This window comes from Arthrobacter sp. UYEF36 (genome assembly GCF_040547025.1).
GTDB lineage: Bacteria > Actinomycetota > Actinomycetes > Actinomycetales > Micrococcaceae > Arthrobacter.
Map to the genome: position 1 here is coordinate 1 of NZ_JBEPOX010000009.1, position 13,860 is coordinate 13,860.

The 13,860-nt window shown below is 69.0% G+C and carries 13 protein-coding genes; 12 read left to right on the forward strand and 1 reads right to left on the reverse strand.

Annotated features, from left to right (window positions below):
* The 12 genes from ABIB29_RS13680 to ABIB29_RS13735 form a co-directional block, all read left to right on the forward strand.
* On the forward strand, positions 1 to 1,479 hold a 1,479-nt coding region (locus tag ABIB29_RS13680), incomplete at its 5' end, for a hypothetical protein (RefSeq protein ID WP_354173360.1).
* Positions 1,480 to 1,486: 7 nt separating this feature from the next.
* Positions 1,487 to 2,476, forward strand: a complete 990-nt coding sequence (locus ABIB29_RS13685) for an HAD-IIA family hydrolase (protein ID WP_354173522.1) — start codon at positions 1,487 to 1,489, stop codon at positions 2,474 to 2,476.
* A 10-nt stretch (positions 2,477 to 2,486) separates the two neighbouring features.
* On the forward strand, positions 2,487 to 2,801 hold the full coding sequence (locus tag ABIB29_RS13690) for a hypothetical protein (protein ID WP_354173361.1): 315 nt from the start codon (positions 2,487 to 2,489) through the stop codon (positions 2,799 to 2,801).
* Positions 2,788 to 3,600: a TlyA family RNA methyltransferase gene (locus ABIB29_RS13695; RefSeq protein ID WP_354173362.1), complete on the forward strand. Its 813-nt coding sequence runs from the start codon at positions 2,788 to 2,790 to the stop codon at positions 3,598 to 3,600. The genes ABIB29_RS13690 and ABIB29_RS13695 overlap by 14 nt, the downstream gene beginning before the upstream one ends.
* A gap of 22 nt (positions 3,601 to 3,622) precedes the next feature.
* A complete protein-coding gene (locus ABIB29_RS13700; RefSeq protein WP_354173363.1) occupies positions 3,623 to 4,663 on the forward strand; it encodes an NAD kinase in 1,041 nt (346 codons plus the stop codon).
* Positions 4,664 to 4,666: 3 nt separating this feature from the next.
* The gene (gene recN, locus ABIB29_RS13705; protein ID WP_354173364.1) at positions 4,667 to 6,406 is read left to right on the forward strand and encodes a DNA repair protein RecN; all 1,740 of its coding nucleotides are present in this window, start codon (positions 4,667 to 4,669) and stop codon (positions 6,404 to 6,406) included.
* A 79-nt stretch (positions 6,407 to 6,485) separates the two neighbouring features.
* Positions 6,486 to 8,264: a CTP synthase gene (gene pyrG, locus ABIB29_RS13710; RefSeq protein ID WP_354173365.1), complete on the forward strand. Its 1,779-nt coding sequence runs from the start codon at positions 6,486 to 6,488 to the stop codon at positions 8,262 to 8,264.
* Positions 8,265 to 8,290: 26 nt separating this feature from the next.
* Positions 8,291 to 8,953, forward strand: coding sequence for an NUDIX domain-containing protein (locus tag ABIB29_RS13715; RefSeq protein WP_354173366.1), 663 nt, complete (start codon positions 8,291 to 8,293; stop codon positions 8,951 to 8,953).
* Positions 8,954 to 9,090: 137 nt separating this feature from the next.
* A complete protein-coding gene (xerD, locus tag ABIB29_RS13720) occupies positions 9,091 to 10,008 on the forward strand; it encodes a site-specific tyrosine recombinase XerD (protein ID WP_354173367.1) in 918 nt (305 codons plus the stop codon).
* A gap of 36 nt (positions 10,009 to 10,044) precedes the next feature.
* The gene (locus ABIB29_RS13725; protein WP_354173368.1) at positions 10,045 to 10,533 is read left to right on the forward strand and encodes an 8-oxo-dGTP diphosphatase; all 489 of its coding nucleotides are present in this window, start codon (positions 10,045 to 10,047) and stop codon (positions 10,531 to 10,533) included.
* Positions 10,534 to 10,602: 69 nt separating this feature from the next.
* Entirely contained in the window at positions 10,603 to 11,130 is a 528-nt protein-coding gene (locus ABIB29_RS13730; protein WP_354173369.1) for an RNA polymerase sigma factor, read from the forward strand.
* A gap of 1 nt (position 11,131) precedes the next feature.
* Positions 11,132 to 12,616, forward strand: coding sequence for a hypothetical protein (locus ABIB29_RS13735; RefSeq protein ID WP_354173370.1), 1,485 nt, complete (start codon positions 11,132 to 11,134; stop codon positions 12,614 to 12,616).
* A 69-nt stretch (positions 12,617 to 12,685) separates the two neighbouring features.
* On the opposite strand, the gene ABIB29_RS13740 is transcribed toward ABIB29_RS13735, so the two are convergent.
* Positions 12,686 to 13,825 (reverse strand): bifunctional 2-methylcitrate synthase/citrate synthase, encoded by a 1,140-nt coding sequence (locus ABIB29_RS13740; protein WP_354173371.1) that lies wholly within the window; start codon positions 13,823 to 13,825, stop codon positions 12,686 to 12,688.
* Positions 13,826 to 13,860 lie beyond the last annotated feature (35 nt).

Consider the following 13,860-nt stretch of genomic DNA (forward strand, 5'->3'; position numbering starts at 1 on the left):
CGCAGCTTTGGTGCCGGTGGCGGTGCGGACCGTAAGCCGCCGTACAGCGGTGGCGGGGATCGTGACCGGAAGCCCTATGGTGATCGGGCTCCGCGTGAAGGTGGCGGGGAGCGCCGCAGCTTTGGTGCCGGTGGCGGTGCGGACCGTAAGCCGCCGTACAGCGGTGGCGGGGATCGTGACCGGAAGCCCTATGGTGATCGGGCTCCGCGCGAAGGTGGCGGGGAGCGCCGCAGCTTTGGAGCCGGTGGCGGTGCGGACCGTAAGCCGCCGTACAGCGGTGGCGACAACCGGAAACCCTATGGCAGCCGTGATGACCGGCCTGCCCGCGGCTTTGACCGTGGCGACTCCGGTCCCCGCCAGTTCGGCCGTGACCGGGCAGAAGACCGCCCGGTCCGTGTCCCCAACGCCCGGGACCTCCGCAGCGCCAACCGCCCCGACCGCGAGCGTTCGCCGCAGATCGATGATGACGTTACGGGCAAGGAACTTGACCGCGCCACGCAGCACCAGATCAAGACCCTCGAGGAGAACAGCGCCGAGTGGGTCGCCCGCCACCTCGTGATGGCCGGCCGCCTGATCGACGACGAACCGGAGCTGGCCTTCCAGCACGCCCTCGCAGCCAGCCGCCGCGGAGGCCGCCTCGCGGCCGTCCGCGAAGCAGTGGGTCTGACGGCCTACGCCGCCGGCCACTACGGCGAAGCCCTGCGCGAGTTCCGCACCTACCGGCGGATCAGCGGCTCCAACATGCACCTGCCCGTCATGGCCGACTGCGAACGTGGACTCGGCCGGCCCGACCGCGCCCTGGAGATGGCACGTTCCGAGGAAGCCAAGGACCTCGACGCCCCCGGCAAGGCGGAACTGGCCATTGTGGCCGCCGGCGCCCGCACCGATCTCGGCCAGCTCGACGCTGCCGTCTCGGAACTGGAAATCGTCCAGCTGGACATCAACCGGGCGTTCTCCTACAGCCCGCGCCTGTTCCGCGCCTACGCCGAGGCCCTGGCCGCGGTGGGCCGTACTGCCGAAGCGGAGAAGTGGCAGCGCCAGGCCGTCGTCGCCGAGAACGCGCTCGGCCTCGACGTCTCGGAGGACCCGGACATCATCGATCTCGGCTGGGACGAGGAAGAGGAAGCCCGCGAGGAAGAGCAGCAGCGCCGGCTCCTCGCCGAGCAGACCGCCCAGCGGTCCGCCGCGGCTGCGCCGGAGCAGGCGCCGCGTGCTGCCAGCGCCGAGGCCGTTGCCGGTCTTCCGGAAACGGCTGCGGCAGACAACGCTGTCGACGAAGGTTCCGACGACGGCGAATCCGATTTCTGGGAGTCCGACGACGCCGAGTCCGATGACGACTCCGTGGAAAAAGACGCCCTGGACCGCTCCGAGGTGCTCGGCGGCGACGACTCCGGCGAGACCGGACACGATTCGGACGAGACCGGACACGAAGAGTCCCATGACGCCGACTCCCGCGAGCCGGAACGCTCCGAAGGCTGATCCGGAGATGGCCGCACCGGAGCTGATCTCCGCCTTCGACGCCCTGCTCGCCGACCTCGACGGCGTCGTCTACGCGGGCCCGCACGCCATCCCGGGCGCTGTGGAGTCCCTGCGCCGTCTCGCCGGGATCGGCGTCGGCCTCGGCTACGTCACGAATAACGCCTCCCGGACCCCCGCCCAGGTGGCGCAGCACCTGCGCGACCTGGGCGCCCCGGCGGAGGACCACCAGGTGGTCAGCTCCTCGCAGGCCGCGGGCGAGCTGCTGGCTTCCCTGCTGCCGGCAGGTGCACGGGTGCTGATCACCGGCGGGGATTCGCTGGCCCAGGAGATTGAGCTCGCCGGCCTGGTGCCGGTCCGCAGTGAGGCGGCGCAGCCCGTCGCGGTCGTGCAGGGGTTCCATCCGGACCTCGGCTGGAAAGACCTTGCGGAAGCCGCCTACGTGGTTGCCGGCGGAGCCCTGTGGGTGGCCACCAACACGGACATGTCCATTCCCCAAGCCCGGGGGATGGCGCCGGGCAACGGGACGCTGGTCGCGGCCGTGGCCGCCGCCACCGGGCAGCGTCCCCTGGTTGCCGGCAAACCGGAAGCGCCGCTGTTCCACGCCGCCGCGAAGCGCCTGGCCGCAGACCGGCCGCTCGTGGTCGGCGACCGCCTCGACACCGACATCCTCGGCGGCAACAGGGCCGGCTTCGCCACCGTCGCCGTGTTGACCGGCGTCGACACGCGCGAATCAATCCTCGCCGCCCGCACCCAGGAACGGCCCGGCTACCTGATCAACGACCTCACGGACCTCTACCGCCCCTATCCGGCGATCACGGTCGACGCCGGGCAGCACCGCTGCGGAGCGGCGACCGCCGTCGTGCACGGGCAGAGTGTCCGGGTCAACGGCGATCCCGGCGACCTCGACGCCTGGCGGGCCGCTTGTTCGGCCTGGTGGGCCGCCAATCCCGAGACCGCGACGGCCCTGGTCCCGGACCTCGAATGGCTGGATCACTAGACTGGGGACCATGACCGAGCCGAACCCCATCACCGAGACGGACCCCGTGGCGGGAGACGCCCGGGTCACCTGGCCGGAGCTTCCGGCGGAATCCGGTGAGTCCGCAGGGAAGGATCCTTCCCGGGACCCCGCTGTCGGCGCACTGCTCCGCCGCCTCAGTGAACTGCCGGCGTTGCCCGTGGACCGCCACGGGGAGGCCTACGCCCTCTTGCACGACGAACTGCTGGCGGCGTTGAACGAGTCCATCGCAGAACCACCAACCGCAGGCCCGGCCGCGGCCGGACCAACCAATCCACCAGGGGATGCCACGAATGAGCAGGCTTGACCAGGCACTCGTCAGCCGCGGGCTGGCGAGGTCCCGCACCCATGCCGCGCGCCTCATCGCCGAAGGCAAAGTCAGCTCCAACGGCGAGGTACTGGCCAAGGCCTCCCTGCAGATCCAGGACGGCACGGGCCTCGACGTAGCCGCCGCCGACGAGGACAACTACGTCAGCCGCGCCGGACACAAGCTGGCCGGCGCCCTGGACGCCTTTCCCGCCGTCGAGGTCGAGGGCAAACGGTGCCTGGACGCCGGTGCCTCCACCGGCGGATTCACCGAGGTGCTGTTGCGCCGCGGCGCTGCCCACGTCGTGGCCGTCGACGTCGGTCACGACCAGCTGGTCCCCGTGATCCGCAATGACCACCGCGTCTCCGTCCACGAGGGCCTCAACGTCCGCTACATGACGCCGGCTGAGATCGGCGGACCGGTGGCCTTGACGGTGGCGGATCTGTCCTTCATCTCCCTCACCCTCGTGCTGGCACCGCTCGCGGCGTGCACGGAACCGGGCGGCGACCTCGTCCTGATGGTCAAACCGCAGTTCGAGATCGGCAAGGACCGGCTGGGCCGCACCGGCGTCGTCACCTCGGAGTGGGAACGCCGCCTCGCCGTAGGCAAAGTCGCGGCGGAAGCCATGGACACCGGGCTGGAACTCAGAGGCCTCGCCAGCAGCCCGTTGCCCGGCCAGGACGGAAACGTCGAGTACTTCCTGTGGATAAAGCGCGGGATTCGAACAGACCTGCCTAAGATCGAAGAGCGGGACGCAGCCGTCGCTGCGTTACTCGGAACAATCTGGCCCAAGTACTAGAAGCACTAGAAGGCGGAACCCGATGAGCAGGCGTGTCCTCATCCTTGCCCACACAGGCCGTGAGGAGTCCCTCAAGGCTGCCTGGGAAGCGTGCGCCCAGCTCCACGACTCCGGCATCGTTCCCGTGATGCTGAAATCCGAGCTCGGCGACATGGTCCGCTTCTTCGGACGGCTCGACCAGCCTGTCGAGATCCTCCATGACCACGTGATGCTGCCCGACGTCGAGCTCGTGATGGTGCTCGGCGGCGACGGCACCATCCTCCGCGCCGCTGAACTGGTGCGCGAGGTCGACGTGCCGCTGCTCGGCGTCAACCTCGGCCACGTGGGATTCCTGGCCGAGAGCGAACGGGCGGACCTCGCCCAGACCGTCGAATGGATCGCCAGCCGCGAATACACCGTGGAAGAGCGGATGACCATCGACGTCCAGGTCTGGGTCCGCGGGCAGAAAATCTGGCACACCTGGGCCCTCAACGAGGCCGCGATCGAAAAGGGCAACCGGGAACGGATGCTCGAGGTCGTCACCGAGGTGGACGAACGCCCGCTGACCTCCTTCGGCTGCGACGGCGTCGTCCTGGCCACCCCCACCGGCTCTACCGCCTACGCTTTCTCCGCCGGCGGCCCGGTGGTGTGGCCCGAGGTCGAGGCCCTGCTGATTGTGCCGATCAGCGCCCACGCGCTCTTCGCCAAGCCGCTGGTGGTCTCACCCCGGTCCCGGCTCGCCGTGGAAATCCTGAACCGCACCGATGCGCAGGGCGTGCTCTGGTGCGACGGCCGGCGCTCGGTGGACCTCCCGCCCGGAGCCCGCGTGGAAGTGACCCGCTCCGCCACACCCGTCCGGCTCGCCCGCACCCACCAGACGCCCTTCTCCGGCCGCCTGGTCCGCAAGTTCGAACTGCCCATCCAGGGCTGGCGCGGACCGATGCCGCAGGCCGCCACAGTCCATACCGGGCCCGTGCCGGTGATCCGCACCCCCCGGCCGATGCCCCCGCTCCCCACTCCGCCGCAGGCTTGGCCGCCGCACGCAGGGCCGGGCGAGACTCCTGATCCATCGACTGCGAAGTGAACCATGCTTGAAGAACTGAGAATCCGCGACCTCGGCGTTATCACCGACGCCACGCTGCCCCTCGGCCCGGGCCTGAGCGTCGTGACCGGCGAAACCGGTGCCGGCAAGACCATGGTGGTGACCGCCGTCGGACTGCTGCTCGGCGCACGCTCCGACGCCGGTGCCGTGCGCAGCGGCGCGAAAAGCGCCTCCGCGGAGGCGACCGTGAAGCTCGACGCCGGGCACCCGGCCGTGGCACGCGCCCGTGAGGCCGGTGCCGAGATCGAGGAGTTCGACGGCGGTGCCGAGCTGCTGCTCGCCCGCAGCGTAGGCGCGGACGGCCGCAGCCGCGCCTACCTCGGCGGGCGCGCCGCTCCGGTGGGGGTGCTCGGGGAGATCGGCGAAACCCTCGTGGTGGTCCACGGCCAGTCCGGGCAGATCCGGCTCAAGAGCCCGGTCGCGCAGCGCGGCGCCCTCGATAAATTCGCGGGGGAGAGCCTCGCCGCAGCGCTCGGCGGCTACCAGGAGCTCTACGCCCACTGGAAGTCCAGCCAGGCCGGGCTGGAGGAGCTCCGCGGCGCTGCCCGGGAACGTCTCCGCGAGGCCGAATCCCTGGAAGCTGCCCTGGCCGAGATCGACGCCGTGGACCCGCAGCCGGGGGAGGACGAGTCGCTCAAGGCGGAGGCCGTCAAGCTCGCCAACGTCGAGGAACTCCGGATCGCGGCCACCACGGCGCACCAGGCGCTCATCGCCGAGGACTTCGGTGACGGCAACGACGCCACCGCCCTGGTGGATGCCGCCAAACGCACCCTGGAGCACGTCGCCGAACATGACGAGGAGCTCGGCTCCGCAGCCGCCCGGCTGGCCGAGGTGGGTTTCCTGCTCAACGACATTGCCACCGAACTCGCCAGCTACCAGGCCTCCCTCGACACCGAGGGCCCGGAACGGCTCGCCGAAATCGAGGACCGCCGGGCCGCCCTCGCGAAGCTGGTACGCAAGTACGCTCCGAGCATCGACGAGGTGCTGGTCTGGGCTGAGGAGTCCCGGGCGCGGTTCCTGGAGCTGCAGGACGACTCCACCCGGATCGAGGCGCTGGACGCCGAGGTGGCCCGCGCCGGGGCGGAGCTGACCAAGCAGGCCGCCGCCATCAGCAAGCTCCGGAAGAAGGCCGCCAAGGACCTCTCCGCCCGCGTCAGCGCGGAACTCAAGGCCCTGGCCATGGCGGATGCCACCCTGGTCATCACCGTCGAATCCGGCGGGCAGCCGGGACCGCACGGGGCGGATGAGATCTCCTTCCTGCTCCAGCCGCACTCCGGCGCCCCCGCCCGCCCGCTGGGCAAGGGCGCCTCCGGCGGTGAACTGTCCCGTGTGATGCTCGCCATCGAAGTGGTGCTGGCCGCCGTCGACCCGGTCCCCACTTTCGTCTTCGACGAGGTCGACGCCGGCGTGGGCGGCCGTGCCGCCGTCGAGATCGGCCGCCGGCTGGCGATGTTGGCCCGGCACGTCCAGGTGCTCGTGGTGACCCACCTGCCGCAGGTGGCGGCCTTCGCCGACCAGCACATCAGGGTCACGAAGACCTCCGTGCGCGGCGCCGACGGTGCCACCGCCACCGGCTTCACCTCCAGTGACGTCCAGCTCCTGGACGAGGCGGAACGCGTCCGCGAACTGGCCCGCATGCTCGCCGGCCAGGAAGACTCCGAATCCGCCCGGGCCCACGCCCAGGAGCTGCTCGACGACGCCCGGCTGCTGCCGCAACAAGCCTGAACACCCCCGTGGAGCAGCCCGGTACCGGGATGACAATCACAGCGGATTGCCGGGAACAGACCCTTGGAAGGCTGAATTGATGATAGGCTCGAACTCCGTGGTGCAGCGATCAAATTCCCGTGTAAATTCCCGGTTTCCGGGCTCGTCCAAGACGACCAAACACATCTTCGTCACCGGTGGTGTGGCGTCCTCGCTCGGTAAGGGACTGACGGCTTCGAGCCTCGGTCACCTCCTGCGGGCACGCGGCTTGTCTGTAACAATGCAAAAGCTCGATCCCTATCTGAACGTGGATCCGGGCACGATGAACCCCTTCCAGCACGGCGAAGTCTTCGTCACTGACGACGGCGCCGAAACGGACCTCGACATCGGCCACTACGAGCGTTTCCTCGATGAGAACCTCGAGGGCTCGGCCAACGTCACGACCGGCCAGGTCTACTCCACGGTGATCGCCAAGGAACGCCGCGGCGAATACCTCGGCGACACCGTCCAGGTCATCCCGCACATCACCGATGAGATCAAGCGCCGCATGCGGCTTCCCGCCGAGGGCAAGCACGCCCCCGACGTGATCATCACCGAAATCGGCGGCACCGTGGGCGACATCGAGTCGCAGCCGTTCCTTGAGTCCGCCCGCCAGGTCCGCCAGGATATTGGCCGCGGAAATGTGTTCTTCCTGCACGTCTCCCTGGTGCCGTACATCGGCCCGTCGCAGGAGCTGAAGACCAAGCCCACGCAGCACTCCGTGGCTGCGCTGCGCTCCATCGGCATCCAGCCCGAGGCGATCGTGATCCGTTCGGACCGCGAGGTCCCGCAGCCCATGCGCGACAAGATCGGCCGCATGTGCGACGTCGACATCGACGCTGTCATCGGCTGCCCGGATGCCCCGAGCATCTACGACATCCCGAAGACCCTGCACTCCCAGGGCCTGGATTCCTACATCGTCCGCGCGCTCGACCTTCCCTTCAAGGACGTGGACTGGACCAGCTGGGACAAGCTCCTCGACGCGGTCCACAACCCGAAGCACGAGGTTGAGATCGCCCTGGTCGGCAAGTACATCGACCTGCCGGACGCCTACCTGTCCGTGACCGAGGCGCTGCGTGCCGGCGGCTTCGCCAACGACACCAAGGTCAAGATCCGCTGGGTCCCCTCGGACGAATGCGAAACCCACGAGGGGGCGGTCAAGTCCCTGGACGGCGTCGACGCGATCTGCGTCCCGGGTGGCTTCGGCATCCGCGGGCTCGAAGGCAAGCTGGGCGCGCTGAAGTATGCCCGTGAGAGCAAGCTCCCGGTCCTGGGCCTCTGCCTGGGCCTGCAGTGCATGGTGATCGAGTACGCCCGCAATGTGGTCGGCCTCGAGGGCGCATCCTCGTCCGAGTTCGAGCCGGATTCGAAGTACCCGGTGATTGCCACGATGGAAGAGCAGCTGGACATCGTCGACGGCAAGGGCGATCTGGGCGGCACCATGCGCCTGGGCCTGTACGAGGCCAGGCTGGACGAGGGGTCCGTGGTCGCCGAGACCTACGGCACCACCACGGTCAGCGAACGGCACCGCCACCGCTACGAGGTCAACAACAAGTACCGCGAGCAGATCGCTGCCCAGGGACTGGTGTTCTCCGGAACGTCGCCCGACGGCAAGCTGGTGGAGTACGTGGAGCTTCCCCGCGACGTCCACCCGTACTACGTGGCCACGCAGGCGCACCCGGAGCTCAGCTCACGCCCGACCCGGCCGCACGCACTGTTCTCCGGACTGGTGAAGGCCGCCCTGGAGCACCAGAAGGGCAACGGCAGCAAGGCAGCCCCGGGCGGGTCAGGCAAGAACGCCCCGGCCGCCGCCAAGGCTTCCCCGGCAGTGTCGAAGTAACCCCAACTGAATCAAAGGACGGCGCGATGCCCGGTACCCCGGAAACCCCCAATGCTGCACGGCAGGTTTCGGATGAACCGAGCCCGCGCCGTCTTTTGTCGTCCCGGACGGTCTACGAAGGCCGGATCTGGGACGTGGTCAGCGACAGTTTCCAGCTCCACGACGACGGTGACCCGCTCACCCGCGACTACATCGAGCACCCCGGGGCGGTGGCGGTCCTCCCGATGAACGGCGCCGGCGAAGTGCTGCTGATCAAGCAGTACCGGCACCCCGTCGGGATGGACCTGTGGGAGATCCCGGCCGGGCTCCTCGATGTTGAAGGCGAGGACTTCGTGGCCGGGGCGGCCCGGGAACTCGCCGAGGAGGCCGACCTCATCGCCGGCCAATGGAACGTGCTGGCCGACTTCTTCAATTCCCCCGGGTCCTCCAGCGAGGCCATCCGCATCTACCTCGCCCGGGACCTGAGCGACGTGCCCGGCCACGAACTCCACGTCCGCACCGACGAGGAAGCCGAAATCGAGCTGCACTGGATCCCGCTGGACGCGGCCGTTGAGGCCGTGCTGGCGGGGCGCCTGCACAACCCGTCCGCCGTCGTGGGAGTCCTCGCCGCAGCGGCCGCCCGTGCCGACGACTTCACGGGCCTCCGCCCGGGCAACGCCCCGTGGCCCGCGCATCCCAGCCAGCGTTGATGGCGGAACCGCTGACAGCCGAGCCTCCGGCGCCTGTGCACCCTTCGGACCCCGCACCGCCGGCGGCTGCCCTCGCCGAGCCGGAACCCGCCGGGGCACAGCCCCCCGCCCGGCCGCTGACAGCGGTAGACCGCGCCATGACGGATTATTTGCAGCACATGGGGGTGGAGCGCGGACTCGCGGCCAACACCCTGTCCGCCTACCGTCGGGATCTGGCCCGTTACGCCAGGCACCTGGCCGGCACGGGCCGCCAACGCCCCGACGAGATCACCCGGCACGACGTGACCGGCTTCGTCCAGGCGCTTTCCGACGGGTCCGACGGCGGCTCGGCCCTGGGCATCAGGTCGGCAGCCCGGACGGTGGTGGCCGTGCGCGGGCTGCACAAGTTCTGGGCCCTGGAGGGCGTGACCCCCACCGACCCGGCCAGCGACGTCCATCCGCCCATGCCCGGCAAGCGCCTGCCGAAGGCCATCAGCGTCGATGAGGTCACCAGGATCCTGGAGGCAGTCGGAACGGACACCGCCACCGGGCTGCGCGACCGGGCCCTGCTGGAATTCCTGTATTCCACCGGCGCCCGGATCAGCGAAGCCGTCGGCCTCGACGTCGATGACGTCTCCCTGCACACGGCCGGGGAAGCAGGGCCCGCGGTCGTCCGGCTCTTCGGCAAGGGATCCAAGGAACGGCTTGTCCCGCTGGGATCCTTCGGCGCCCGCGCCCTGGACGCCTACCTGGTCCGCGGCAGGCCGCTGCTGTCCGCCAAGGGCAAGGGGACCCCGGCCCTGTTTTTGAACGCCCGCGGCGGACGGATCAGCCGGCAGAGCGCCTGGACCATCCTCAAGACGGCCGCGGAAAAGGCGAACATCACCAAGGACGTCTCGCCGCACACCCTGCGGCACTCCTTCGCAACCCACCTGCTCGAAGGCGGGGCAGACGTCCGCGTGGTCCAGGAGCTTCTGGGCCATGCCTCGGTCACCACCACGCAGGTCTACACCCTGGTCACGGCAGACACCCTGCGGGAGATCTACGCCGCCGCGCATCCCCGGGCGCTGGGCTGAGCCGCCGGAGCGCACCGCGCCGCTAGGCTTGGCTTTATGGCCTCCACTCCCGTCACCTTGTGTTTCCTGCTCCGCGACGCAGGGAACAGCACCGAGGTGCTGTTGGGCCTGAAGCGGACCGGCTTTGGCATCGGCAAGATCGTGGGCATCGGCGGTCACGTGGAGCCGGGGGAGAGCGACGCCGAAGCCGTCGTCCGCGAAGTCTGGGAAGAAGCCGGAGTCGTCGTCCGGCAGGAGGACCTGGCCGACGCCGGCGTCGTTGAGTTCCTCTTCCCGACCCGCCCCGAATGGAACATGTACTGCCGGCTCTTCACCACGCGGCGCTGGGAAGGCGAACCGGCGGAGAGCCCCGAGATAACGCCCGAATGGTTCGATACCGGGGCGTTGCCGCTGCACCTGATGTGGCAGGACGCGGAGCACTGGCTGCCGGCCGCCCTGGCCGGCGAGGTGCACGACGTCGTGGTTGTCCTGAACGAGGACAACGAGACGGTGGCATCGGTCGAAAAACTCTCCGGGGAAATGTAACGCGGGCGCACCGGCCGGAAACAACACAGGTAGCCTGCAGCTCAGGACACTACTTTTCAGGGGGAGATCGTGCTTTCCGAGCGCGAACTGGCGTTCATCGCCATTCACAAAGACAGCTACCCGCGGGTCTACCGCTTTGTGCGGCGGCGGGTGGAATCTGCGGAGATAGCGGAGGAACTTGCCGCCGACGTCTTCCGGGTGGTGTGGCAGAAGTGGGATGAGGAGCCGCGGACAGACCTCGCGTGGCTGCTGACCGTGGCCCGCAACCTGGTGGGCAACGCCTACCGGAGCCGGGACCGCCAGCTGGCGCTGCAGGACAAGCTCAGGGCCGCCGCCGTGGTCAGGGGCGGTGAAGAGTCCGGGAATGTCGCCGTCCAGGATGCCATGGCGCAATTGCGGGACAAGGACCGGGACGTTCTCCAGCTCGCGTACTGGGACGACTTGAGCATGGCGGAAATCGCCGGTGTCCTGCAATGCAGCGAATCCGCCGCCAAGGTCCGCCTGCACCGGGCGCGGGCTGCGTTCCGAAAGCATATGCCACCCGCCGCCGCCGAATCGATCACGGCGGAATCGACCACACAGAAGATGGGTGCCTGAGATGGATCCGATCAAGAGCAGAATTTCCGCCACGGACCCCGTGCACAACGATCCGTCCGTGCCCGATGGCGAAACGGCCCTGCACCGGATGTTTTCCGAGCCGGCGGCCTTCAGCGACACCGGCCTGGCGGGTGTTTCCTCCCTGGACGACATGCGCCGGCGCCGGCGTGCCCGGCTCGCCGGCGTCCTGACGATCGCTGCGGCCGCCGTGGCGGCGGGTGTCCTGGTGGCCACCAACCTCGGTGCGCCCGCTCCGGCGCCGGAACCGGCGGGGAGCGTGGCGGCAGCGGAGACCACGGCCCCCCCGGCTCCCTCTGCGACGCCGGCCGCCACACCGAGCGCCGCCGTTGTGCCCCCGCCGGCCCCGGCCGCCTGGACCGCGTTCACCGACTCCAGCGGCCAGGCCACGTTCGAACACCCCGTGGAGTGGAAAGTCACAGAGACCCTGCTGCCGGCCGGGACCGGTCCGGGCAACTGGACAAGCGACATCGCCGTCACCAACGCGGCCGGAAAATCGATCGCCAGGCTGCGATCCATCCCGCAGGCATCCGGAACCGGAGGGCCGGCGGTGCCCTACCAGACCCTGGACGCCGTGACCCTGGACATCCCGCAGGCTGCCGCCGGCGGCGCCCAGACGGCGCCGACCCAGTTCAAGTTCCGCATCCTCGAAGGAGCAGGAGTGTACGGCGCGCTGACGGTCGACTCGGGCGGCCTGCCGGCGTCAGGAACAGCCAGCCAACTGCTGTCCTCGATCCGGACCCCGGACGGCGTGCCGGCAATTACCTTCGGAACCGGCCAGTTCCTGAGTGCGGACGGCCGGGACGCGCAGCTGAGGTTCGCGTCAGTGGCCGGGGCCAAGGCCTACATGGCCTCGCAGGAGTACCAGGACATTAAGCGGATGCTGGTTTCGCTGGAACTCCGGTCCGTCCAGAAGCAGCCGGTCTGGCAGAACTACACCAGCGCCAACGGGCTGGGAAGTTTCGACTACCCGGACAACTGGACAGTGAGCGGCCGCGAAGGCGGCCGCTACACCGACGTGGCCGACGAGAACGGCCGCGTGCTGCTGACCCTGGGCTTCAACCAGACGCGCAACCGCCCGAACCTCATTTCCCCCTGCACCCCTTTCACGGTGCTGGACAGCGCGGCCATGACCTTTCCGTCCAACAGGCAGGGGGAGCGGGCCATCAGTCCCCGGTTCATCTTCCGGGTGTGGGACGTCAGCCAGCTCGGACAGCCCGCGGTCCCGTTTGCCGGCAACCTGGGCATCGCGGATGAGAGCTGGGGAGTGGATGGAACCACCTGCGATCCGCAGAATGTCGTGAGCGGCCTGCCCTCCGGTGAGTACTTCTTCGCCCAGAACTACAACACCGGCGCCGAGTCCGACCTGAAATTCCAGTCCCTCGAGGAGGCACGCCGCTACATGGAAACGGCCGAGTTCGCGACGCTCAAGCGCATTGTGATGTCACTGAAGATCAACGCGGGGTAGCAACCCACGACAGGCGGGCCGGCCACCTCCCAGAGGTGACCGGCCCGCCGTCGTAGGTGCCGCAGGAACCTAGGCCAGGTGCCGTTCCTCGACGCCGTTGTACTCGCTCAGCGGGCGGATCAGGGAATTCGCATCCAGCTGCTCCATGATGTGCGCGGTCCAGCCGGTAATGCGGCTGGCGACGAACAGGGGAGTGAAGGTCGGGGTGTCGAAGCCCATCAGGTGGTACGTGGGACCGGCCGGGTAGTCGAGGTTGGGCTTGATGGCCTTGGCCTCGTCCATCGCCGACTCCAGGCCGTTGTACAGCCCCAGCAGTTCCGGCCTGCCGTAGTACGCGATCATCTTGTCCAGGGCTGCCTTCATCGTGGGCACCCGGGAGTCGCCGTGCTTGTAGACGCGGTGCCCGAAGCCCATGACCTTCTTCTTGTGCGCCAGGGCATCCTCCATCCACGCCTTCGCCCGGGTGTGAGCATCCTCCAGGGACTCCTCCGGACGGATGCCGATCTCGTCGAAGGTGTGCATCACGGCCTCGTTCGCGCCGCCGTGCAGCGGGCCCTTCAGCGCGCCGATCGCCCCGGTCACGGCCGAATGCAGGTCCGAGAGCGTCGAGGTGATCACCCGGGCGGTGAACGTGGAGGCGTTGAAGGAGTGCTCGGCGTACAGGATCATCGAGACGTTGAAGGCCTCGACGACTTCCTGGACCGGCTCCTCGCCGAAAGCCATCCAGAGGAAGTTGGCGGAGTAGCCCAGGTCGTCGCGGGGCTCCACCAGCTCCTGGCCGTGCCGCCGGCGCTGGTCGTAGGACACCACGGCGGGCATCGCTGCGAACAGGTCCACTGCCTTGGCCATGTTGGCCTCGCGGGAGGAGTCCTCGGCGAGCGGGTGCCGGGCGCCCATCACCGAGGCTGCCGTGCGGCAAACGTCCATCGGATGCGAGGTGGTCGGCAGCGCGTCGATGACCTGCTTGACCACGGGGTCCAGCGGGCGTCCGGCGCGTTCCCGGGCCGTGAACTCCGCCAGCTGCTCCGGGTTCGGCAGTTCGCCGTTCCAGAGCAGATAGGCGACTTCCTCGAAGCTGCACTTGGCGGCCAGTTCCTGTACCGGGTAACCGCGGTACAGCAGTGAATTGGTGTCCGGGTTCACCTTGGAGACCGCGGTGTAATCCACCACGACGCCGGCGAGGCCCTTTTTGATCTCTTGTTCAGCCATGCTGAAACTCCTTTGTTCCTGTCGCCTGTTGAACC

What these genes read in the sequence shown, in the direction of transcription:
- ABIB29_RS13735 (WP_354173370.1), top strand. Translation starts at nt 11,132, where the DNA reads ATGGATCCGATCAAGAGCAGAATTTCCGCCACGGACCCCGTGCACAAC.
- xerD (WP_354173367.1), top strand. Translation starts at nt 9,091, where the DNA reads ATGACGGATTATTTGCAGCACATGGGGGTGGAGCGCGGACTCGCGGCC.
- ABIB29_RS13715 (WP_354173366.1), top strand. Translation starts at nt 8,291, where the DNA reads ATGCCCGGTACCCCGGAAACCCCCAATGCTGCACGGCAGGTTTCGGAT.
- recN (WP_354173364.1), top strand. Translation starts at nt 4,667, where the DNA reads ATGCTTGAAGAACTGAGAATCCGCGACCTCGGCGTTATCACCGACGCC.
- pyrG (WP_354173365.1), top strand. Translation starts at nt 6,486, where the DNA reads ATGATAGGCTCGAACTCCGTGGTGCAGCGATCAAATTCCCGTGTAAAT.
- ABIB29_RS13695 (WP_354173362.1), top strand. Translation starts at nt 2,788, where the DNA reads ATGAGCAGGCTTGACCAGGCACTCGTCAGCCGCGGGCTGGCGAGGTCC.
- ABIB29_RS13685 (WP_354173522.1), top strand. Translation starts at nt 1,487, where the DNA reads ATGGCCGCACCGGAGCTGATCTCCGCCTTCGACGCCCTGCTCGCCGAC.
- ABIB29_RS13740 (WP_354173371.1), bottom strand. Translation starts at nt 13,825, where the DNA reads ATGGCTGAACAAGAGATCAAAAAGGGCCTCGCCGGCGTCGTGGTGGAT.
- ABIB29_RS13690 (WP_354173361.1), top strand. Translation starts at nt 2,487, where the DNA reads ATGACCGAGCCGAACCCCATCACCGAGACGGACCCCGTGGCGGGAGAC.
- ABIB29_RS13700 (WP_354173363.1), top strand. Translation starts at nt 3,623, where the DNA reads ATGAGCAGGCGTGTCCTCATCCTTGCCCACACAGGCCGTGAGGAGTCC.
- ABIB29_RS13725 (WP_354173368.1), top strand. Translation starts at nt 10,045, where the DNA reads ATGGCCTCCACTCCCGTCACCTTGTGTTTCCTGCTCCGCGACGCAGGG.